Annotated in this window: 18 protein-coding genes; 10 read left to right on the top strand and 8 right to left on the bottom strand. The window is 45.5% G+C overall.

Features of this window, described 5'->3' with window-relative positions; translation table 11 throughout:
- Positions 1-9: 9 nt before the first annotated feature.
- Complete coding sequence (locus AC6I7V_RS07155) at positions 10-510, bottom strand: tripartite tricarboxylate transporter TctB family protein (protein ID WP_225310988.1); 501 nt, start codon at positions 508-510, stop codon at positions 10-12.
- 192 nt (positions 511-702) lie between these two features.
- On the bottom strand, positions 703-1,674 hold the full coding sequence (locus tag AC6I7V_RS07150; RefSeq protein ID WP_255230665.1) for a tripartite tricarboxylate transporter substrate binding protein: 972 nt from the start codon (positions 1,672-1,674) through the stop codon (positions 703-705).
- A gap of 421 nt (positions 1,675-2,095) precedes the next feature.
- Between AC6I7V_RS07150 and AC6I7V_RS07145 the strand changes: the two genes are divergently transcribed.
- The 8 genes from AC6I7V_RS07145 (at position 2,096) to AC6I7V_RS07110 (ending at position 13,382) form a co-directional block, all read left to right on the top strand.
- Positions 2,096-2,818: a GntR family transcriptional regulator gene (locus AC6I7V_RS07145; RefSeq protein ID WP_255230666.1), complete on the top strand. Its 723-nt coding sequence runs from the start codon at positions 2,096-2,098 to the stop codon at positions 2,816-2,818.
- A gap of 102 nt (positions 2,819-2,920) precedes the next feature.
- Positions 2,921-3,823 (top strand): methylisocitrate lyase, encoded by a 903-nt coding sequence (gene prpB, locus AC6I7V_RS07140; RefSeq protein WP_498010545.1) that lies wholly within the window; start codon positions 2,921-2,923, stop codon positions 3,821-3,823.
- A 191-nt stretch (positions 3,824-4,014) separates the two neighbouring features.
- Complete coding sequence (gene prpC, locus AC6I7V_RS07135) at positions 4,015-5,187, top strand: bifunctional 2-methylcitrate synthase/citrate synthase (protein ID WP_498010544.1); 1,173 nt, start codon at positions 4,015-4,017, stop codon at positions 5,185-5,187.
- Positions 5,188-5,302: 115 nt separating this feature from the next.
- A complete protein-coding gene (gene acnD / locus AC6I7V_RS07130; protein WP_498010543.1) occupies positions 5,303-7,918 on the top strand; it encodes a Fe/S-dependent 2-methylisocitrate dehydratase AcnD in 2,616 nt (871 codons plus the stop codon).
- Positions 7,919-7,927: 9 nt separating this feature from the next.
- Positions 7,928-9,100 (top strand): 2-methylaconitate cis-trans isomerase PrpF, encoded by a 1,173-nt coding sequence (prpF, locus tag AC6I7V_RS07125; protein ID WP_255230670.1) that lies wholly within the window; start codon positions 7,928-7,930, stop codon positions 9,098-9,100.
- A 211-nt stretch (positions 9,101-9,311) separates the two neighbouring features.
- A complete protein-coding gene (locus AC6I7V_RS07120) occupies positions 9,312-11,201 on the top strand; it encodes a propionyl-CoA synthetase (protein WP_498011662.1) in 1,890 nt (629 codons plus the stop codon).
- Positions 11,202-11,413: 212 nt separating this feature from the next.
- Complete coding sequence (locus AC6I7V_RS07115) at positions 11,414-11,893, top strand: GNAT family N-acetyltransferase (protein ID WP_498010541.1); 480 nt, start codon at positions 11,414-11,416, stop codon at positions 11,891-11,893.
- 97 nt (positions 11,894-11,990) lie between these two features.
- Positions 11,991-13,382: an NUDIX domain-containing protein gene (locus tag AC6I7V_RS07110; RefSeq protein ID WP_498011661.1), complete on the top strand. Its 1,392-nt coding sequence runs from the start codon at positions 11,991-11,993 to the stop codon at positions 13,380-13,382.
- 121 nt (positions 13,383-13,503) lie between these two features.
- Here the strand turns inward: AC6I7V_RS07110 and AC6I7V_RS07105 are convergent, their stop codons facing one another.
- Both AC6I7V_RS07105 and AC6I7V_RS07100 read right to left on the bottom strand, forming a co-directional pair.
- Positions 13,504-14,940 carry an IS1182 family transposase gene (locus tag AC6I7V_RS07105; protein WP_498010540.1) on the bottom strand — a complete coding sequence of 479 codons (1,437 nt, stop codon included), beginning with the start codon at positions 14,938-14,940 and terminating at the stop codon, positions 13,504-13,506.
- Positions 14,941-15,075: 135 nt separating this feature from the next.
- Complete coding sequence (locus AC6I7V_RS07100; RefSeq protein ID WP_255230673.1) at positions 15,076-15,885, bottom strand: Cof-type HAD-IIB family hydrolase; 810 nt, start codon at positions 15,883-15,885, stop codon at positions 15,076-15,078.
- A gap of 190 nt (positions 15,886-16,075) precedes the next feature.
- Here AC6I7V_RS07100 and queE point away from each other — a divergent pair, with 190 nt between their 5' ends.
- Together queE and queC are read left to right on the top strand one after the other, a co-directional pair.
- On the top strand, positions 16,076-16,744 hold the full coding sequence (gene queE / locus AC6I7V_RS07095) for a 7-carboxy-7-deazaguanine synthase QueE (protein ID WP_338062717.1): 669 nt from the start codon (positions 16,076-16,078) through the stop codon (positions 16,742-16,744).
- A gap of 29 nt (positions 16,745-16,773) precedes the next feature.
- Entirely contained in the window at positions 16,774-17,469 is a 696-nt protein-coding gene (gene queC / locus AC6I7V_RS07090; RefSeq protein ID WP_255230675.1) for a 7-cyano-7-deazaguanine synthase QueC, read from the top strand.
- A 10-nt stretch (positions 17,470-17,479) separates the two neighbouring features.
- Here the strand turns inward: queC and AC6I7V_RS07085 are convergent, their stop codons facing one another.
- The 4 genes from AC6I7V_RS07085 to AC6I7V_RS07070 form a co-directional block, all read right to left on the bottom strand.
- Positions 17,480-19,441, bottom strand: a complete 1,962-nt coding sequence (locus AC6I7V_RS07085; protein WP_498010539.1) for a diguanylate cyclase — start codon at positions 19,439-19,441, stop codon at positions 17,480-17,482.
- A 180-nt stretch (positions 19,442-19,621) separates the two neighbouring features.
- Positions 19,622-19,972 (bottom strand): DUF2750 domain-containing protein, encoded by a 351-nt coding sequence (locus tag AC6I7V_RS07080; RefSeq protein WP_032549144.1) that lies wholly within the window; start codon positions 19,970-19,972, stop codon positions 19,622-19,624.
- Between the two features lie 117 nt (positions 19,973-20,089).
- Positions 20,090-20,707, bottom strand: coding sequence for an OmpA family protein (locus AC6I7V_RS07075; protein ID WP_498010538.1), 618 nt, complete (start codon positions 20,705-20,707; stop codon positions 20,090-20,092).
- Positions 20,708-20,710: 3 nt separating this feature from the next.
- On the bottom strand, positions 20,711-21,970 hold the full coding sequence (locus tag AC6I7V_RS07070) for a TolC family outer membrane protein (protein ID WP_498011660.1): 1,260 nt from the start codon (positions 21,968-21,970) through the stop codon (positions 20,711-20,713).
- Positions 21,971-22,126 lie beyond the last annotated feature (156 nt).

Genomic DNA, 22,126 nt, shown 5'->3' with positions numbered 1-22,126 from the left:
ATGCGGTTCCTACCAAAGTGTGTAGATAAGACCAGGTTCTAGATAGATATCCAATCCCTGAGTTAATAGAAGATAAAAAACGATGACGAACGGAAATGAAGCACCAATCAGGATTGGCTTTCTGCGTTCACCCAGTAGATAAAAACCTGCCAACAAGAAGAAGCCGGTTGCTAAAACAAAGCCAAGATAGGTAAGCCCAACACCATACAGTGCCATTAGAATCAAGAAACCGATCAACAGCTTCCAGTTAAGCGGTGTGGTATCGCAGGATTTCTTCGGTTCTTGTTTTCCGGTTACGAGTAAGATCAGCGCCAGCCCAATACCCGCAAAGGTGAGTAGGGTTGGGAGTGTTCGCGCTGTAAAAGGTTCGTATTCATCCCCAGGAAACAGAGGAATAAGGGTTGTCTGGTAGCCATAGCATAAGCAAACCAGTAAGAAAACGAGGGCACCGATGCGATCGCGAGTGAGTAGGTTCTCTTTGGATAAGAACGTGTTCGACTGTTCCGACATATCCAACTCCATAAAAATAAAAAAGCCATGCATGAGCGGGTTAATGAAAAATGTCTGGGATCACTAACGGAATGTAGGAAGAGAGTAGTGCTCAACTGCCCACAAATTACAAAGGAGATTGAGTGAACTCATGCATGGCAAAACAGAGAATAAGGAAGGAGGGAGCTGGTAATTCCCTCCTGAATATTGTGATTACTTAAGGAAACCAAGTTCGCGCATTAGGTCACCCATTTGCTTCTCTTGATCTTCTAAGAAGGTGTAGAAATCTTTATCGGCTTTGTAGTTGTCGATCCAACCGTTACGGTCGCGAACCACCTTCCACTCATCGGTGGTGTACATTTTTGTCAGTGCTTGGTTCCACTCATCAATTTTCGCTTGGCTTGTCCCTGGAGCTGCGAAGAAACCACGCCAGTTAGCAAAAACAGTTTCGTTACCGTACTCAGTTAGAGTCGGGATATTCGGCGCTGCATCGAGTCGTTTAGGTGCTGTAACCGCCAGTACCTTTACTTGGCCAGATTTCGACATTTCTAGTACTTCGCCAAGACCTGTTGAAAGCAGTTGTGTCTCACCCGAGAGTAGAGCTGCCATCGCTTTGCCGCCCGCATCGTAGGCAATGTAACGCACTTTCTTAGCGTCAAAACCTTCACCTTTAAATGCTGCCGCTACGACTAAATGGTCCATGCTACCACGAGCTGAGCCACCAGCAATTTTGACTTTACGAGGGTTAGATTCGAACTCTTTAACCACATCTTCCCAAGTATCGTACTTAGAGTCTGCAGACGTTACGATCGCGCCATAGTCCGCAATGGTTGCAGCAACTGGAGTTAGGTCACGGAAAGATTGAGGGAATATCCCTGTCAGTGAACGAACAACAATCGGTGTGGAGTTGACCATTAGCGTGTCTTCTTGACGCTTAGCCGTTTCAATAAGGTGTGCAATCGCTTTACCGCCGCCGCCACCAGACAGGTTTTGGAAAGAGACATTTTCTACGATGTCAGACTTTACCAATACATCGCCAGTACCACGAGCAGTCATGTCCCAACCGCCGCCTGCGCCGCCAGGAATTAAGAAGTGGATTTTCTCTACGTCTGCCGCAAAAGTGTTGAATGAGAAGGTAGCGGCGATCACAGTCGCTGCGATAGAGGGTTTCATTGCCTTGAACATGTTTCACGTTCCTTATGTCTTGTTCTCTTATCTAACCGAGAAACTTATTGATGTATTAACTACTGGGTATTGAGCGAAGTTCAAATAACCAGTCGATGCTCAAAGGTTAATGTTGTGTTAATGAATTGTCTTTAATGTGGTGATATTGAGGATAAAGAGCATTGAATTAATAAAGTTCATAAAGTTCACGGCTCGCAAATTGGATGATAAATCGTCGGGTTAGGGTGAACGTTTTAGTAACTTACTAACAATCTATTATGGCACTCAATCACTATACCTTAGTCTAAATTGTCGACAATATGCTTGATTATTGACAGGTTGGTACGCTATTTTGTTATCAAAGCTGAATGATTGTTAACAATTGTTGTGATTATAAAAACAATCATTAGAGATGAATACGTAGGATTAGGGTGAAAAGAAGATGGCGACAACAGCAGTAAATACCTTGCTTAATGAGGACCCTAAGTTAAAAGGGGGCGACAAAGAGCATACTAAGTCAGCGAGTCTGACTGAGTATCTGATTGAAGCCATTGTTAGTGGTGAACTTGAGCCGGGCGCAAAAATCTCTGAGCCAGAACTGGCTAAACGATTTGAAGTGAGCCGTGGCCCGCTACGTGAAGCCATGATGAGAGTGGAAGGACTTGGGCTGATTGAGCGTATTCCTCACGTTGGTGCTCGCGTAATTACCCTTTGCGAACACAAGCTGATCGAACTCTATTCGGTACGAGAAGCACTAGAAGGCATGGCGGCGAGATTGGCGGCTCGTTACATCACAGCTGAAGAGTTGATGAGTTTAGAAGGGCTGCTACTGACTCACTCAAAGCACATTGACCAAGTAGATGGCGCTTCTTACTTCCATCAGCACGGTGACTTTGACTTCCATTATCGAATCATCAAAGCGAGTCGTAATAGTAAGCTAGAGGCGCTTTTGTGTGACGAGCTTTATCACTTACTTCGTATGTACCGCTACCAATCTCCTCGAGCTCAATCACGCCCAATCGAAGCTCTCAACGAACACAAGTTTATTCTGCAAGCAATCAGTCAGCGAGATGAAGAGTTAGCAGAAATGTTGATGAGAAGACACATATCTGGCAGTCGCCGCCTTATCGAGCAACGATTGCAACTTAAACAGGACGCTCAATAAACCGAGTGAATCTGAAATTCTTACTTAAAGCACATAAAGCGTGATGACTGCAGCTGTTCGCAGTCACACCAACAGAAATCGAACACATCAGGGAGAGAAATCATGAATCTATCGCCAGGAGCTAAGTTTCGTGAAGCGGTTGCAAATAACCATCCGCTGCAGATTGTCGGAACCATTAACCCTTATTGCGCAATGATGGCGAAAAACCTAGGGCATCAGGCTATCTATTTGTCAGGTGGTGGTATTGCCAATGCGTCTTATGGACTACCCGATTTAGGCATCACCACATTAAACGACGTGCTAGTGGATGTAGAGCGCATTACCAATGCGTGTGATTTGCCACTTTTGGTCGACATTGATACTGGTTTTGGTGGGGCATTCAATATTGCTCGTACTATCAAAGCGATGGAAAAAGCTGGAGCCGCGGCGGTTCATATGGAAGACCAAGTGGCGCAGAAACGATGCGGTCACCGTCCAAATAAGGCCATTGTAAGCCAAGCTGAGATGGTCGACCGAGTAAAAGCGGCAGCAGATGTAAGGGTAGACAGCGACTTTGTGATCATGGCGAGAACAGACGCTTTGGCCGTTGAAGGCATCGATAGTGCTATTGAACGTGCAATTGCATGTGTAGAAGCAGGCGCAGACATGATCTTCCCTGAGGCGATGAATCAGCTTGATCAATACGTGAAGTTCTCAACAGCGCTGCAATCTGCCACTGGTCGTCATATTCCTATCTTGGCCAATATTACTGAGTTTGGTCAGACACCATTATACAACTGCAAAGAACTGGCAGAGGCTCATGTCGACATGGTTCTTTACCCGTTGAGCGCCTTTAGAGCGATGAACAAAGCGGCAGAAAACGTCTACAAGCACTTGTTAGTAGAAGGAAACCAAGAGGCGCTGCTTGATTCAATGCAGACACGAAAAGAGCTTTACCAGCACCTCAATTACCACGATTACGAGAATAAGCTCGATCAGCTGTTTGCGAGTGACGAGAGCGAATAGAGCGGCTCAGTAACGCAATTAGAAATAACGAATTTAAAGAAACATTAAGAATACCTAATCCAATAACGTGAAACAGTTAGCTCGACCTATAACAGCCAAGTGACTCTATATTTTGGATGAAATATGCGCTTGGGACTGAATCAAAAACGCACCAGAGAGTGCAGGCGGCTAACACAGAAAAGGAGTTCATCATGACCACTACAGCGAGCAACAAAGCAAGTGTCGAAGAGAAAGCATCTGCTAAAGCACCGATCGGCGGGGCGGGTCTTCGAGGCCAAAGTGCAGGCGAGACTGCTTTGTGTACCGTGGGTAAATCAGGTACTGGTTTGACGTACCGCGGCTACGACATTACCGATCTTGCTAATAATGCCCAGTTTGAAGAAGTGGCGTACCTACTGCTCAGAGGCCATCTACCCAATGCGAAAGAGCTTGATGATTACAAGACTAAGCTTGTTGGCTTACGTGGCTTACCTGATTCATTAAAAGCGGCGCTTGAGTTAATTCCTGCTGATGCGCACCCAATGGATGTGATGCGAACAGGTTGTTCCATGCTGGGCAACATTGAGCAAGAGACAGATTTTACTCAGCAACTTAATGCGACTGAGCGAATGCTTGCGCTGTTTCCTGCCATTATCTGTTACTGGTATCGCTTTAGTCACGACGGCGTAAGAGTAGATACTGAGGATCACAGTGAAGCATGTATCGGCGGCTACTTCTTGAAAATGCTAACCGACGAAACGCCATCTGAGCTACATAAGCAGGTGATGCACTGTTCACTTATCCTTTACGCTGAGCATGAGTTTAATGCATCAACTTTTGCAGCACGTGTGTGTGCTTCGACACTGTCCGATATTCACTCTTGTGTGACTGCGGCGATTGGTACGCTGCGAGGGCCTTTGCATGGTGGTGCGAATGAAGCAGCGATGGAGATGATTCAAGATTGGCAGACACCAGAAGAAGCTGAATCCAATATCATGCAGATGCTTGCTAACAAAGACAAAATCATGGGCTTCGGTCACGCCATCTACCGTGAAAGCGATCCACGTAACGCTCTGATTAAGCAATGGTCTAAGGCGCTTTCTGAAGAAGTGGGTGACACCAAACTGTATGCAGTTTCAGAGCGCGTTGAGTCGGTAATGAAGCGCGAGAAAGGCTTGTTCTGTAACGCTGATTTCTTTCATGCCTCGGCGTACCACTTCATGGATATCCCAACTAAGCTGTTCACTCCGATCTTTGTGATGAGTCGTTTGACTGGCTGGGCTGCGCACGTGTTCGAGCAAAGAGCGAATAACCGTATCATTCGCCCAAGTGCGGACTACACAGGACCTGAGCACCAAGAGTGGTTGCCTATCCATTTGCGTTAACTGTAACGATAGACAGAGTGGATTGCTCTGTCGGCAATGGATGTCGTCTGACTCTATTTAGACGTCATCCACCTTTATCAAGCAGTGAAGTTACGTCCAATATGGAGGGGCGACTATGACCGAATATACCCAAGACCGTGAGCAGTATCGAAATCAGTTTCGAAAAGTGTTGCCGGGAACTAACCTTGAATTTTATGACGTACGTGAAGCGGTTGAGCAACTCGCTCCCGGTAGCTACGACACCTTACCTTACACCTCTAAAGTGCTGGCTGAGCAGATTCTAAGACGTTGTGATATCGACTCGCTACAAGCCAGCCTAGAACAGATCATCGAAAGAAAACGAGAGCGTGATTTCCCTTGGTATCCGGCTCGCGTTGTTTGCCACGACATCCTTGGGCAAACCGCATTGGTTGATCTCGCAGGATTAAGAGATGCCATTGCGGATCAGGGCGGCGATCCAGCCAAAGTAAACCCTGTGGTTGAGACGCAACTGATTGTTGATCACTCATTGGCTGTTGAACACGCCGGCTTTGAAGACGACGCTTTTGATAAAAACCGCGCCATTGAAGAGCGTCGCAATGAAGACCGCTTCCATTTTATTGAGTGGTGTAAAACGGCGTTTAAGAACGTGAATGTTATCCCTGCGGGTAACGGGATCATGCATCAGATCAACCTTGAGAAGATGTCGCCAGTGATTCAAAACAAAAACGGCCTAGCATATCCAGACACCTGCGTCGGTACCGATAGCCATACTCCTCACGTTGATGCACTAGGCGTTATCGCGATTGGTGTTGGCGGACTAGAAGCTGAAACTGTGATGCTTGGGCGACCATCAATGATGCGTTTGCCTGATATCGTGGGTGTTAAGCTCACTGGGAAACGTCAAGAAGGTATTACTGCAACAGATATCGTGCTCGCGATTACTGAGTTCTTGCGTAAAGAGCGTGTTGTCTCTAGCTACTTGGAGTTTTTCGGGGAAGGGGCGAGAGCCTTGTCGATTGGTGATCGTGCGACGATCTCTAACATGACACCGGAATATGGCGCGACAGCGGGTATGTTCTACATCGATGAGCAGACCATTCAGTACCTCAAATTAACGGGGCGTGAGCCAGAGCAGGTCGACTTGGTAGAGCGTTATGCTAAGCAAGTAGGGCTTTGGGCTGATGATATGAGTTCAGCAAAATATGAGCGTGTGCTTGAGTTTGATTTGTCTCAGGTTGAGCGAAATCTTGCTGGCCCATCTAACCCTCATCGTCGACTACCAACTTCTGAATTACAGCAGCAAGGAATCAGCCATGAAGAGCTGACTGAGAGCGACGACGATCAAATGCCAGATGGCGCGGTGATCATTGCTGCTATCACGTCTTGTACTAATACCAGTAACCCAAGAAATGTGGTTGCAGCAGGCTTAGTCGCTAAAAAAGCCAACCAGTTGGGGCTTGTTCGCAAACCGTGGGTGAAAACTTCGTTTGCTCCGGGGTCAAAAGTGGCCAAGCTTTACCTTGAATCGGCAGGCTTGTTGGACGAACTCGAAACGCTTGGTTTCGGTATTGTCGGCTATGCCTGTACTACCTGTAATGGCATGAGTGGCGCGCTAGATCCTAAGATTCAACAAGAAATCATAGACAGAGACCTGTATACCACAGCGGTGCTATCTGGAAACCGAAACTTCGATGGTCGTATTCACCCTTATGCCAAGCAAGCGTTTTTGGCCTCCCCTCCACTGGTTGTCGCTTATGCGCTTGCAGGGACAATGCGTTTTGATATTGAGAAGCACAGCCTCGGCAATGACGCGTCAGGCAATCCGATCTATTTGAGCGACTTATGGCCAAGTGATGAAGAGATCGATGCAGTTGTCGCGCAGCACGTAAAACCACAACAGTTTAACGATATCTACATTCAAATGTTTAAGTTGGATGAAGAGCAGTCTGCCAGCGAGCCTCTCTACGATTGGCGTCCGAAGAGCACCTACATCCGTCGTCCTCCATATTGGGAAGGAGCTTTGGCTGGCGAGCGTTCTCTGAAAGGAATGCGACCGCTGGCAATTCTGGGTGACAACATCACCACGGATCACCTTTCTCCGTCTAATGCGATTCTCGCGAGCAGTGCAGCCGGTGAGTACTTAGCCAAAATGGATTTGCCAGAAGAGGACTTTAACTCTTATGCGACTCACCGAGGCGACCACTTAACGGCGCAACGTGCCACCTTTGCTAACCCTAAGCTCTTTAATGAGATGGTCCAAGAAAATGGCAAAGTGGTACAGGGCTCCCTCGCTCGAATCGAACCTGAGGGCAAGGTAACACGCATGTGGGAAGCCATTGAAACCTATATGGATAGAAAGCAACCTCTGATCGTGATCGCGGGTGCAGACTACGGTCAAGGCTCATCTCGAGATTGGGCTGCCAAAGGTGTTCGCTTGGCAGGTGTAGAAGCGATTGTTGCTGAAGGCTTCGAGCGTATCCACCGTACCAACCTAGTCGGTATGGGCGTGCTGCCACTGCAATTTAAAGCAGGGGAAAATCGCAATACGCTCAAGCTAGATGGCACAGAACTGTTTGATGTCCATGGGGATATCACACCGGGCGCTGATCTCGCGCTAGTTATTACACGTCAGGATGGTAGCCGATTGGATGTGGCAGTGACTTGTCGTCTCGATACCGAAGACGAAGTGCATGTCTATCAAGCTGGTGGCGTACTTCAACGCTTTGCCAAAGACTTTTTGGCGCAGTAGGGAGGCATTATGAGTATTCATCAATTGAAAATTGCGGCCACCTACATGCGAGGTGGCACTAGTAAAGGAGTTTTCTTTAATCTTGTTGACCTGCCAGAGCGTGCGCAAACGCCCGGCGAGTATCGAGACAAGTTATTGATGCGCGTGATTGGTAGCCCAGATCCTTATGGCAAACAGACAGACGGTATGGGAGGAGCGACATCCAGTACCAGTAAAGTGGTGATTGCATCTAAGAGTGAGCAACCCGGTCACGATGTCGATTATCTATTTGGTCAGGTAGCGATTGATAAACCGTTTGTCGATTGGAGCGGTAACTGTGGCAACTTATCAGCGGCTATGGGGCCTTATGCCATTCATGCGGGTTTAATTGATCCAGAACGAGTCCCAATGAACGGCGTCGTTGAAGTTCGGGTTTGGCAAGCCAATATCGAGAAGACGATTATTGTCCATGTACCAATGATTAATGGTCAAGTTCAAGAGGTCGGTGATTTTGAGTTAGATGGCGTGACTTTTCCTGCGGCTGAAATTCAGGTCGACTTTATGGAACCCGCAGGTGAGGTGGGGAGTGTGCTTCCAACCGGACAAGCGGTCGATCTGCTCGATGTTCCTGAACTGGGTTGTATTGAGGTGAGTTTGATTAACGCGGGGATACCAACCATCTTTGTTGATGCCTCCGTTCTTGGATATCAAGGAACCGAACTGCAAGAAGACATCAACTCTGACGAGAAAGCCTTAGCGCTGTTTGAGTCGATTCGAGCACACGGCGCTGTTGCTATGGGGTTGATTGACGACATCAGTGAGGCGCAAATGCGTCAGCACACGCCGAAGGTAGCGTTTGTATCGCCACCACAACCGTATAAAGCATCCAGTGGGAAGATGGTCGAAAAGGATGAGATTGACGTCTTGGTTCGAGCGCTGTCCATGGGCAAATTGCACCACGCCATGATGGGGACAGCAGCCGTTGCCATCGCGTCGGCCGCCGCCATATCCGGAACATTGGTTAATCGCGCTGCAGGCGGTGGCGAACGAGATTTTACGACCTTTGGACACCCTTCTGGAACGTTGAAAGTGGGAGCCGGTGCTTCGTTAACCCCTCAAGGTTGGGCGGTAGAGAAAGCCATGATGAGCAGAAGCGCTCGGATCCTAATGGAAGGGTTGGTGCGCGTACCTTGCCCATTGTAAATACTTGGGTCATGGCATGGTCTGTCTATTACGACATTGGCTGTGCGAAGCCCTGAATAAGCTATTCAATACGGGAAATAAAACGTAAAGACAAAAGATCAACAGGCCGAGTATACGGCTGATCGTTTTCTGACGAATTCAAGGAGGAGGCGTTATGTCTTCTACACTAGAGCAAAAAGAGCAATCAACTGAAACTTCAAACGAAGTTACCATGCAAACAGGAGCTTACCAAGCTGCCTATGATTTTGCGACGCGTAACCCTGAGCAATACTGGCAAAGCCAAGCCCAATTTATTGATTGGTTTGAAGAACCTACCCGAATTTTAGAGAAAGATGATAATGGTATTGAGCGCTGGTTTTCGGATGGCGTGATGAATACTTGTTGGCTCGCACTTGATTATCATTGTGAGCAAGGGCGAGGCGATACTACTGCGCTTGTCTATGACTCTCCCGTAACTGGCGTTAAAAAGCGCTACAGCTATGTGGAGTTACGCAATCAAGTGGCGAAAGTCGCTGGTTTGCTAGCGGATCAAGGAGTCAAGAAGGGTGACCGAGTAGTTATCTATATGCCGATGATTCCCGAAGCGGTGATGGCGATGCTTGCCTGTGCGAGACTTGGTGCGATTCACTCAGTGGTATTTGGAGGTTTTGCCCCTCATGAGCTTGCGGTACGCATTGAAGACGCTGAGCCCAAGGTGCTGATCACAGCGTCATGTGGTATCGAAATCAACAAAGTTATCCCTTACAAGCCTTTGGTTGATAGAGCGATCATGGATAGCCGCTGGAAGCCACAAAACGTACTGGTGTTTCAACGTCCTGAATGTGAAGCTGAGCTACAAAATGAGCGAGATTTGGATTGGCAGCAGGAGATGGAGAACGCACTGCCTCACGGTTGTGTGCCTGTGCTTGCGACCGATCCTCTTTATATCTTGTATACCTCAGGCACCACAGGTAAGCCTAAAGGGGTTGTGCGCGACAATGGAGGTCATGCGGTCGCGATGAAGTATTCGATGAGTACCATCTATAACATGCCTCAAGATGGTGTTTTCTGGGCTGCCTCTGACGTTGGATGGGTTGTTGGTCACTCTTACATTGTCTATGCCCCTTTAATTCACGGTTGTACGACCATTCTGTTTGAAGGTAAGCCAGTTCGAACTCCCGATCCGGGCGCATTTTGGCGAGTTTGTGAAGAGTACTCTGTGAACGTTTTATTCTCAGCTCCTACAGCGTTCCGCGCTATTAAGAAAGAAGACCCAGAGGGTGAATGTCTCAAGCAGTATGATCTATCAAAGCTCGACACTATCTTTATGGCCGGGGAGCGTTTGGACCCACCAACCCTAGAGTGGGTTGAAAGTAAAACAGCTAAACCGGTTGTCGATCATTGGTGGCAGACCGAGACAGGTTGGGCGATAGCGGGTAATCCAACTGGCTTAGAACTGATGCCGGTGAAAGCTGGTTCAGCCACTAAACCTGTTCCGGGCTATCAAGTCGAGATCTTGGATGAGTTGGGAGAAACGGCTCAGCCAAATCAGCAAGGCTTCGTTGCGATTAAGCGGCCTCTGCCACCGGGTTGTCTCCCTACAGTGTGGCGCAATCACGATCGTTTCGAATCTGGCTACTTGAGTCAGTTCCCCGGTTACTACGTATCGGGTGATGGTGGATATCTAGATGAAGAGGGCTATCTATTCATTATGGGACGTATTGACGATGTGATTAACGTTGCCGGTCATAGATTGTCGACCGGTGAAATGGAAGAGATAGTTGGTGGCCACCCTGCTATTGCTGAATGTGCGGTTGTGGGAATTCACGATGACTTAAAAGGGCAGCTTCCGCTTGGATTAGTGGTGCTCAAAGATGGCGTAAAAGTCGATGACGTTGAGCTTCAAGGTGAATTGGTAGGCAAGGTTCGTAATGAAATTGGGGCGGTTGCCTGTTTTAAACAAGCGCTGGTGGTTGATCGTCTGCCTAAAACTCGTTCTGGAAAGATTCTACGTAAGACGATACGGCAAATCGCGGACGGAGAGCAGTACGTTGTTCCTTCAACGATTGATGACCCGTCTAGCCTCAAAGAAATCGAAAGTCGTCTATCTAAAGAAGTTTAGCTAGTACTGTTAATACAATTAGTACAGTTAATAAAATAAAGACGTTTAATAAGCCGCTTAGTGATGACTACTAAGCGGCTTTCTTCTTTATTCAATTGGAATAATCGTAGTGGCTAAACAGGCTGTTACAAGTATCTGTGCTTGTATCGTCGCTATGGGTAAGTAAACTAGGCTATAGTGTTATTTTGTGGAATAAAAGAAGACTCTACGCTATGAGCCTAACATTGAGAGCTGCACAAAGCTCAGACCTTGAGCAGCTGAACGAGATGATGTTCGATCTACATCATTATCACCATCTCGCTAGCCCGGAGCACTTTAAAACTGCTGAGGAGATTGAACAGGAAAAGAGTATCGCTCGATACCTTGATGATCCTCAATGCTTGGTTTATGTGGCTTTGAAAGGACAGCTGATAGTGGGTTTTGTCACCGGACATTTTTGTGAATTGGTGTCCACAGTGAGTAAACCGGTTCAAATGGGCAGTATTGATGAATTGTTTGTTTTGCCCGATTACCGAAATCAAGCAATTGCTGAGAAGCTATTCAGTAAATTAGAGAAAACATTTGATGATTATGGAGTGAAGCAGGTGTTCGTTGAAGTATGGGACTTTAATGACAATGCCAAGCAGTTCTATCAAAAAATGGGGTTCATACCGCACATTCAATGGTGGAGAAAGTCTTTGGTGATAAGCTAGGCTGCGCGTGGTGAGTGACTCCATTACACTGCGTTGTTTTCGTTCATATTTTCTTATTAGTTTGTAGGTACTTTCGTTGTTATATCGTTTCTTCCTCATAATATTGGTTTCTATTTTAGGCATCTCAAATGTATCGGCTCAAGAACAACTGCCCGATAACCTAGCGGGGGCGCTCTGTTTAGTTCGAGCTGATGATCAAATTGTTTTGGTCGATGAGCTCATTACAGGTCAATTGTCTTTACCAGGGGGCACTATAGTGGCTGGCGAGCCTGCTTATGTCGCCGCTCAAAGGGAGACATGGGAAGAGGCTGGCCTAGCCGTTACCGTTGGTGATGTTCTGGGGTATACCGATGGTGCAGTGGTGTTTGATTGTGTTTCTGATTCGGAAATCATCAGCTACGACACGAAAAACGAAATCGGTGGGTTTGAGCTGCCAATCTGGTTTGCTCCGCACTATGGTGTAGAGGTAAGCCGCGCTATGCTTCTAACTCCTGAAGCGCTAGATGCCAAAGAATACCGCTACCCAGAGCAGTGGAACACCATTGTCGAGATGTTTGGTCGCGCGTCGGATCAACCCGCTACTTATGTCTCTGAGTTAGTCGCCGCAGCGCCTCAAATCCATCAAGGGGAGCTTGGTGTCATCGCAATGCTTCAAACTGCCATAAACTCACTGCCGAGTACTATTCGTCATACCATTCTAGTGACCGATCTTGTTGCGCAACCTTGGATTTTTATTGTTGTTTTGCCTTTGATAGCTTGGCATTTTGGCCGCAATTTTGCGCTCAAGTTTGGTTTTACGCTTATCTCCGTGACTCTACTGACTTTGATTGCTCATCAGGGCTTTGGTTTGCCCCGTCCACACGCATACCTCCCAACGCTTAAGCTGGTGGATAGCAGCGGTTATAGTTTTCCAAGCATGTTAGCGGCTATCTGGGTAAGCCTCACCAGTCTGGTCGTTTGGAAGCTGAACAAACTCGACGATCAAAAAGCGTGGTCTTGGATCGGTATTGGTTTGTTGTGGATTACACTATTTAAAGCATATTCAGGAAGTGCGTTCTTCAGTGATGTCTTAATGGGGGCGGTGTTAGGTGGCCTAGCGACTTGGCACATTGTTCGATTAGATACAAAGCCAGATGTAAACATTAGTGAGTTATTGAGTTCCAAGTCGGTTTGGTGGGGACTTGCGATTATTTCTATTGTTCTAACCGTCATATGGCCACTTCCCACTTTTACATTCTGGGTCGCTATTCTAATGACAATAGCCTGTTTGGTGACTTTGACTCACGCTAATCCCCTAGTAGGTCAGTTCTCATTTAACATTGTACTGGGCGTGATCGTGCTGCTTTTAGCAACCAATGGAGTAATTAGCTGGGTAGGAAGCTTTGTTTCGTTTAGCGGTATTGGTTCGTTGATTGTCGAAACATTTCGTTTTCCGCTGTTGATTCTGCTTGGTGTAGTTGCTTTCCGCTTACCTTGGAAAAGAGTTTAGAATCGATATCGCGTAATAAAAAAGGCTGTGAAGACAGCCTTCAGATTGCTGACGAACCCCACTTTTTGAAGTGGGGTTCTCTTTTCGAGCGGCCGTAGGCCGCGATCGCGATATTTTTTTATTATGCGAAGTTTGGAAGAGCCCAACACTTAAATTGGCATCTAGACGCCATAATTTGACGTATTTGGGACATATTTAGCCCTATTTTTTGTAAATAGCTCACCACCAAGGCTATCTTCTTGATGTTTTGAGCGGCAGCTGCCAACCAACATTGCATTTGCACTTTCGAGAGCCCGCGGAAGCGGGCATAACGGTGACCATGGTGCTGCTTAGCGTCGGCGAAGCTCCGCTCTACCGTCTCACTTCTTCGCCTATACGTCTTTTTTCCATAAGGTGAGAGCCGCATTTGGTTGGCTCTATCCATCGCGTCCGTATAGATGTGTCTTGTAATGACTTTCTTCATATTTTTACTTTGCGTACAGTCATCTCTCATTGGACAGAACGCACACTCTTTCGGGTCGGAGTGATACTCACGATACGCATCTCTAGACGTTGTTTTATAGATGAGCTCTTGACCGTTAGGGCAGCGGTAACTGTCTCGCTCTTCATTGTAGATGAAGTGCTTTTTCTTGAACGCATTCTTTGTTCTCGATGGTCTGCGATAACCGAACACGCCTAAGATATTTCGACGCTCTAATGACTCAGCGACTGGCGCAGTGAAGTAGCCCGCGTCGAGTCCAACGGCGATTGGATTAAGGTTAAATTGCTCTAGGGTATAGTCCAGACGCTTCACATAAGGTTGAGAGTCATTGATATTACCTGCTGTGACATGGGTATCTAAGATAATGCCATGCTGTCCATCCACTGTACGGTGGTCGAGATAGAAGAAGCCTTGGGGCTTATTATCTCGAGTCATGAAGCCACTTTCCGGGTCGGTAGTACTCGTTTTGGTGTTCTTAGTTTTAGGCTCAGCGGTACGTGACTTTAGAGGTTTCTTACCCTCTTTCTCTCGGTCTAGCGCGACATCTTCATCGAGCATATCAAGATAAGCACTGGCGCGAACCTTAGTCACTTTGTTCGTGTGCTTATTTTTGTTGGCATTGGCTTTTAGGTGCGTGCTGTCAGTAAATAGTTCTTGGCCTGCGACCAAACCTTTCGCCATTGCCTGCTCTACGATATTGATAAAGATACGCTCAAACACATCGGTACCATTAAAGCGGCGAATACGGTTTTGGCTGAGTGTCGATGCATGGATAACTTTCTCTGTCAGTGACATACGCAGGAACCATCGATAAGCGACATTGACTTCAATCTCTTTCACGAGTTGTCGCTCGCTTTTTATTCCGAAGAGGTAACCAAGCAGGATGATTTTAAACAGGCGTACAGGGTCAACAGGTGGGCGACCGTTGTCTTTACAGTAGAGGTGAGCGACTTCATTACGGATAAACTCGAAGTCGATGGCTTTATCTATCTTACGAACTAAATGGTTCTGAGGAACGAGCTGTTCCATGGTGACCATTTCGAGTTCATATTGTTGAGGTGAAGACTCTTGAAGCATAGTGAGATATCCATATTTCGATACCCCTATTAGATCAAAGGTCTAGCTTGAAAGCTAGACCTTTGTCAGCAGTCTGAAGGCTGTGAAGACAGCCTTTTGTGTTTTTACCCGGAAGGGCGAGAGCCCAATTAGCGATTACTTGTCGAAGATAAACTTATCAATAGCTTTCGCTACACCGTGGTCGTCATTACTTGCGGTAATGTAGTTGGCAATTTGTTTCGTCTCTTCCATCGCGTTTTCCATTGCAATACCGAGGCCTGCGTATTCCAGCATATGATGGTCATTTTCAGCGTCACCCATACAAATCACTTCATCAGAGTGAATGCCAAGGTGGTTCGCAATGGCTTCGATACCCACGCCCTTGTTTGATTTAGGGTTTAAGAATTCAAGGAAGAATGGCGCACTTTGAACAATTGTGAATTGAGACTTAAGTTGTTCAGGTAATTTCCCAATGATTTCTGTCAGTTTGCCCGGCTCTGCGACAATCATGGTTTTGATGATCTCGTGATCGTCTTCTAGTTGAGAAAAATCGAATTCAGTAATTTCTAGGCCGTTGATGCGCGCTTCGATGCCTGTGTATTCGTTGTTTTCTGGTGTGATTAGACCATGAACCTTACTGAATGCATGAACATACCCACCCAGTTCATAGGCAAGTTCAGCAATCTCCTTAGCCGCTTTACCATGGCTGATTTCGCTATGAATCACCTCTTTGGTTGATACGTTTTGTACCATTGAGCCGTTGTAGAAAAGGACGAAGTCGTCTTCGCCATCGATGTTTAACTCGTCGAGTTTGCTCTGCATCCCTTCAAGTGGACGCCCTGATGCTAATACAACTTTTACGCCTGCTGCACGAGCTCGGGCAATCGCATCTTTGTTCTCTGTCGAGATGACTTTGTCACTGTTTAACAGTGTGCCATCCATATCCAGAGCAATCAGTTTGTACATGTGGACCCTTACTTACTAAAAATAAAAAGCTAACAAAAAATGAATGTTGGCAAGGATAAGCCAAGTGGAAACTGCAAGCTAGGGCTTTGATCAACGGATTTTGTAATACTCATTTGTTTGACCCAAGCCTTTAAGTGCTTTATCGTCTCCGCCTAATTTGTTTTACGAAATGATGTGAGCTGAGGGAAAGTTGTACAAGATTAATGAAATGTTTGAAACCATCCAGGGTGAAGGTGTCTTTACTGGTGTTCCAGCGGTGTTCGTGCGCCTGCAAATCTGTCCGGTCGGTTGCTCTTGGTGCGACACCAAACAGACATGGGAAGCACTGGCTGAAGATGAAACATCCCTTGGCGATATTATGGTGAAAACAGAAGACTCACCCACTTGGTCCTCAGTTGATGCTCAAGGCATTGTTGACCAATATGTTAAACAAGGCTTCAATGCCAAACATATTGTGATTACTGGTGGTGAGCCTTGTATTTATGATCTTGTACCTTTAACTGAGGCTTTTGAAAAGATGGGGTGTCGCTGCCAAATTGAGACCAGCGGAACATCAGAAGTAAAAGCGACGGCGAATACTTGGGTGACAGTGTCACCTAAAGTGGCGATGAAAGCGAAGCTAGAAATCTTAGACAGCGCTCTGCAGCGTGCTGATGAAATTAAACACCCAGTGGGTACGTCTAAAGATGTCGACCAACTTGATCACCTATTAGAGCGTGCAAAGGTCTCTTCAGACACGGTTATTGCACTGCAGCCGATTAGCCAAAAAGATCGTGCGACACAGTTATGTATCGACACTTGCATCGAGCGAAATTGGCGCCTATCTATTCAAACGCACAAATATTTGAGCATTGCGTAACTTAGCAGCATTGTTGAAAAGGAATAAAAATGAAGAAAGCAGTTGTTGTATTCAGTGGTGGACAAGATTCGACCACGTGTTTGGTTCAAGCTCTTAAAGAATATGATGAAGTTCATGCGATTACTTTTGATTATGGCCAGCGTCATCGATTAGAAATCGAAGTTGCGCAGAAATTAGCAAAAGAGCTAGGAGTAAAAGCACACAAGGTTATGGACGTAACGTTATTGAATGAGCTTGCGATTAGCTCACTGACGCGTGACGACATCCCTGTATCTCATGAACTGCAAGAGAATGGCTTACCAAATTCATTTGTACCGGGTCGTAATATCCTATTTCTAACGTTGGCGGGTATCTATGCGTACCAAATTGGTGCACAAGCGGTGATCACAGGTGTTTGTGAAACAGACTTTTCTGGTTATCCGGATTGTCGCAATGACTTTGTGAAAGCAATGAACTCTGCCCTTGTGCAAGGTATGGACAGAGAACTGGATATCAAGACGCCGCTTATGTGGCTAAACAAAGCAGAAACTTGGGCGCTTGCGGATCAATACTCAGCACTTGAGCTTGTTCGTAACAAAACTCTGACTTGCTACAATGGCGTGATTGGCGATGGTTGCGGTGATTGCCCAGCATGTGAGTTACGTAAAGTAGGGCTCAACGACTATCTAGATAATCGTGAGCAAATCATGGCTGAACTGGTTCGCAAGCAATCGGTGAATCACTAAAATTGTGAGTTTAGATTGGGTCGTTATACGCATCGATAATGCAGTTTCTTCCATTCGCTTTTGCTTGATACAGTGCTTGGTCAAGTAACGAATAGAGAGTGTCAAAGTCACTCAATGATTTTTGCGTCGCTAAATAGGCGAAACTTGCAGTAATCGTGAGTGGCTTTTTTGATTCTGATAGAAATTTGCTGGTGGAGATGGCGTAGTGGATCTCTTCAACACGTTCGCGAACGTCTTCGATATTGGTATCCTTTAACAGAATGAGAAATTCTTCTCCGCCAAGACGCCCCAATAATTCACCTCTGCTTAGATGCTTAACGATCTGATGGCTAACATGAACCAAAGCACGATCGCCAGTAGGGTGACCAAACTTATCATTAATCGTCTTGAATCTGTCTAGATCTAATAGAACTAATGCGTGTTGTTTATTCGGTTTTGAAGGCGCTTTGGTCTCTTTCACTCGCTTAATGATTTCCGCGCGACTGTACGCCTTTGTCATTGAATCAATGGAAGCTTTACGGCGTATTTTGTTATTCGAGTAAAAAGTGAGGCTAGCGGTAACGACCAAAAGTAAAACGATAGCATTGTACATCAGCTTTTGCTGTTGCATTTTTTCTAATTGCAATTGGTTAAGGTCTTGTTGACTTCGAAGTTCAGCGCTTTCTAGCTCTTGCTCGTATTTATTGTGTGACAAACTTAACGCCTCTAATGCTAAGCGGTTATCAGTGTTGCGAGTAGCAATTTGTGATTGTGCGTATTGTTCATAGTAGAAGAGTGCCTGTTGGTAATCTTCTTTGGCTCTGTAAAGTCGTGATAACTGGCGATATACATCGGCTATGTAACTCTCTCGCTCCAGTTGTTTCGCAAGAACCAAAGCACGGTTTGCGTAATCGAATGCTTCTTTCAGTAATTGTTGTTCTTCAAACATGTCGCTTATGGCTAGATAGGCTTGAATGCGAATCACTTTATTATTGATGTCGCTAGCATAATCTAAAGACTCTATGAGGTATCCTCGTGCCAAGGTGTATTGTTTGGTTGCTGTGTATGCTTTACCTAAACCCAATGTCGTCATAGCCGTGCCGTAGTGGTGACCTGAAGAGTGGAGCAATGTCTTGGCTTGTAAAAACTGCGAGATAGCTAGGTCGTATTTAGATTGATCCATATAAAGTTTAGCAAGACTATGGCGAACTTGTGCTTTCATCAGATCAGAGCCATCGAGGCGTAATTTGAGGGCTGCTTTCAAGTATTGTTCTGACTTATCAAACTGTTTCATCTCTTTGAAAAGGTTACCTAAATCGTTATAGATCCCAGATATGTCTTGCCCTTGAGGAAATAACTCAATCAAAGTCATATAGGTATTCAGCGCTGCTTGGTAATCGCTTCTGAAGTACTGATTATTGGCGATAACGCGGTAAGCGATAGATTTGGGCACTACAGGGTCTGCAATATCGTTGATGTCTGCGTCAAGTATCGAACAGTAGTAATTGGCTTGATGATAGCGAGACTGTTCATTGAAAGAACGGCAAAGGTGATATTTCAATAACAATTTACCAGTTTGGTCATTTTGAGCTTTCATCTGTTTGAGCAGCTGCATTAATCCTTGTTGGGCTGCTTGATATTGCCCCTGACTATCTAAGGACAACGACTCAATGAACTTGACTTCTAACGCTTGGTAATTTTCATTGCCTGAGCTTCCTCCATAAAAGGGTTGATCATGGCGTTTCATATAGTGATAGAGGAGGGCAGCGATATAAAGCTTTTCACCGTTAGATTCAGCGCTGGTGTATCGAGATTTGAGCATGTTAAGTGCTCTAACTGAATCTGTGTTGAGTGTTGATAGATAAAGAGTATTCCAGTCTGAATTAGGGGTTTCGCCCAGGTGAATTTTAACATCAGCCTCCGTCCTATCAATCTCAGATTTGACAGGTAAGCTTATGAAGATAAATAAGAATAAATAAATTAGGCGAATCACAAATGAACGTCTGAACCAGATAAAGAACGCCATTCTAAATTTAGTTTGATCTTGGTTCAAATTATCAGTGGAAAGTGTTCAGAAATGTGTGAGTGAAATCTCTGTCTTTGCCTGGGATAGCATCGAATGTTAAACAACAGATAAAAAAATGGCCGCTGTTGAGCGACCATTTCTTATGATTTAGATGTATAGCTTAGCTAGGTCTGAAGGCTCAAGCTCTTTGCCTTCTAAAGAAGCGTTCCAGTTAACGCCCACTAATACGCCATCTTCAGCAAGTGTTAGTAGCCAATCTTCAACGAAGATATCAAGAGGGATTTCAAGTACTTCGAAATCAGCCCACTCTTCAACGTTGTGCGTTTGAGCATCTTCCTTCGAAGACCAGAAAGGCATAACTTCGCTATTTTCAAATTCAGTAGAGTCACATGCTAGCCAACCTTCTTCGTTACGAAGGCCCCATACAAGTTTGGTTTCTTTTGATTCAGAAACGAATAGATCAAGGTTTGCTTGAGTATCAGCTGTTAGTTTGCTCATGAAATAGTTCTCTATATTGATAACGGAGCAAGGTTACCACTAACACAGCCTTAGGTACATGGCTGAAGTGGGGTAACCTATACCTTTACTGGTTATTTGCGACCATTAAGTTTTCAGCTACTTGGGTATTTTAGTAAAGATATGCCATTCTTCTTTGATGTGTCCCTTAAACCCAGCCACAGATGCCACTACTTTACGATTGAGTGCATGACTAATGTTGTCTTGATTGACTCCTCCTGAAGCCGAATCACCGTAGCCGACAATATTAATTCGTGATGGAGCGATACCATTGCTGATCAGAGCTCGACGCACATTAGCAGCACGTTCTTTTGACAGCATTAAGTTATGCTCTGCATTACCTGTTTTACTCGCGTAGCCTTGCAATTGGATAGTCGTGGTTTCATAGCGTTTTAAAAAAGCAGCCATTTGACGGATCTGACTCAAGAAGGCAGGGTTGATTTCCGTTGAGTTATTCGCAAACAAAATATGAAGCTGTTTCTGCTCAGAAGATTCAAAATATGATCCGCAACCATCATTATCTATTTCAGCATCAACAGGCGTCCCCGGGCAGAGGTCACGAGCATTAATGACACCGTCGTTGTCATCGTCTTGCAAGTCATAGATTTGCTCTGGTTTTGGTGTCGGTAAGTAGGCATATTCATCGTTGAACTGCTGAGCTATGGCTGATGATGACGTCACCATGATCAAAGTAGATAAGATGCTAAATTTATTCATTGCTTAGTACTCCACTTCTTCATGCCACTCATCGGGCGTTTGTACTCGCAGTGCGGTGAGTAGGTTGCCTGTTGCGTTCATGACTCTATACTTTGCATATTGTTCATCATATTTAGCATCTAGATAGTCTTTTCGTGCTTCAAAAAGCTCATTCTCGGTGTTGAGTAAATCAAGGAGAGTACGTTTGCCTATACGGTATTGTTTTTCATAAGAAATGACAGTGTCAGACGCTGAATCAACGTGGTCAGACAGAAATTCTTTCTGTTGAACAGTTAAATCAAGTGCGCTCCAAGATAGTCTTAAGCTCTCTTCAACATTTCGATAGCTTCTTTCTCTTAGATCTTTCGCTTTGTTAAGCTGGTAAGCCGCGCTTTCTGCCTTATCTTGATCTGCCCCGCCATTATAAAGATTGTACCTAAGTCGCAACATCGCTGAAAATTCATCGCTACTGCCTTCTGTACCACCGGCATCGTTTCGCCAAGTTTGTGCGGCTTCAACAGATATGGTTGGGTAGTTCGTGCTTTTTGATTGTTGGTACTGAAATTTTGCAGAATCAACATCGGCACGAGCAATTTGAATAACAGGGTGAGTTTGAAACGCAAGCTCAAGTGCATTGTCGATGGTATATGGAATCGCAGTAGAGTCTGCTCTTGGGAAAGTCAATCCAAGTGGCTTTTGACCAGTGAGACGCTTGAATTGAGTGTGTGTATCAAGGAGATTGTTTTGAGCGGCAAGTAAATTACCGTGTGCTTTAGCTATACGAGCCTCAACTTGTGACATGTCAGCAGTGGATCCAATACCTGAATCTACCCGTTTTTTGATATCGCGGTAGATATCTTTGTGGGTTGCTAGGTTACTTTCGGAAAGGGAAAGTACCTCGTATGCCTTTACCGCATCGAGATAAATTTTTGTTACTTCCAACGCTGTATCTTGTGCCGTTGCCAGTAGTTGATAACGGACTGATTCAGCATCTGCGGCAGTCCGGTCGATATCATTGAGAGTATTGGAACCATCCCATATCAACTGCGTGAGAGTTATCGTCGCTTCTTTGCGAGTGAGATCTGTTGTATTTGCGTTTGTTACAAGATCGGTGTGCTCATAGCCAATACCTGCGTCAAGGTCGATACTTGGTCTGTATGCGCCTCCAGAAGCGTCATTGAGATAACGTTTGCTGATGTACTCGTTATAAGCGCTTTTTATATCTGGGTTGTTTTCAAGAGTAAACGCAACCGCCTGCTCTAAAGTTTGGCTATATGAGGGCATACTAAAGACAACTGCAAGCCCAAACGTTGCGGTTTTAATCGTATTCACTGAAATCTCCGTACTGTGCGAATTACAAACAAAAATCAAGCTGAAATAGGTCACTAATTCATGCGCCAAAAAAATAACGATCTTTGGATTGTATTGATAAAAAAGAGA

This window comes from Vibrio sp. KUL70 (genome assembly GCF_059725515.1).
This window is presented reverse-complemented; position numbering and strand designations above follow the sequence as displayed.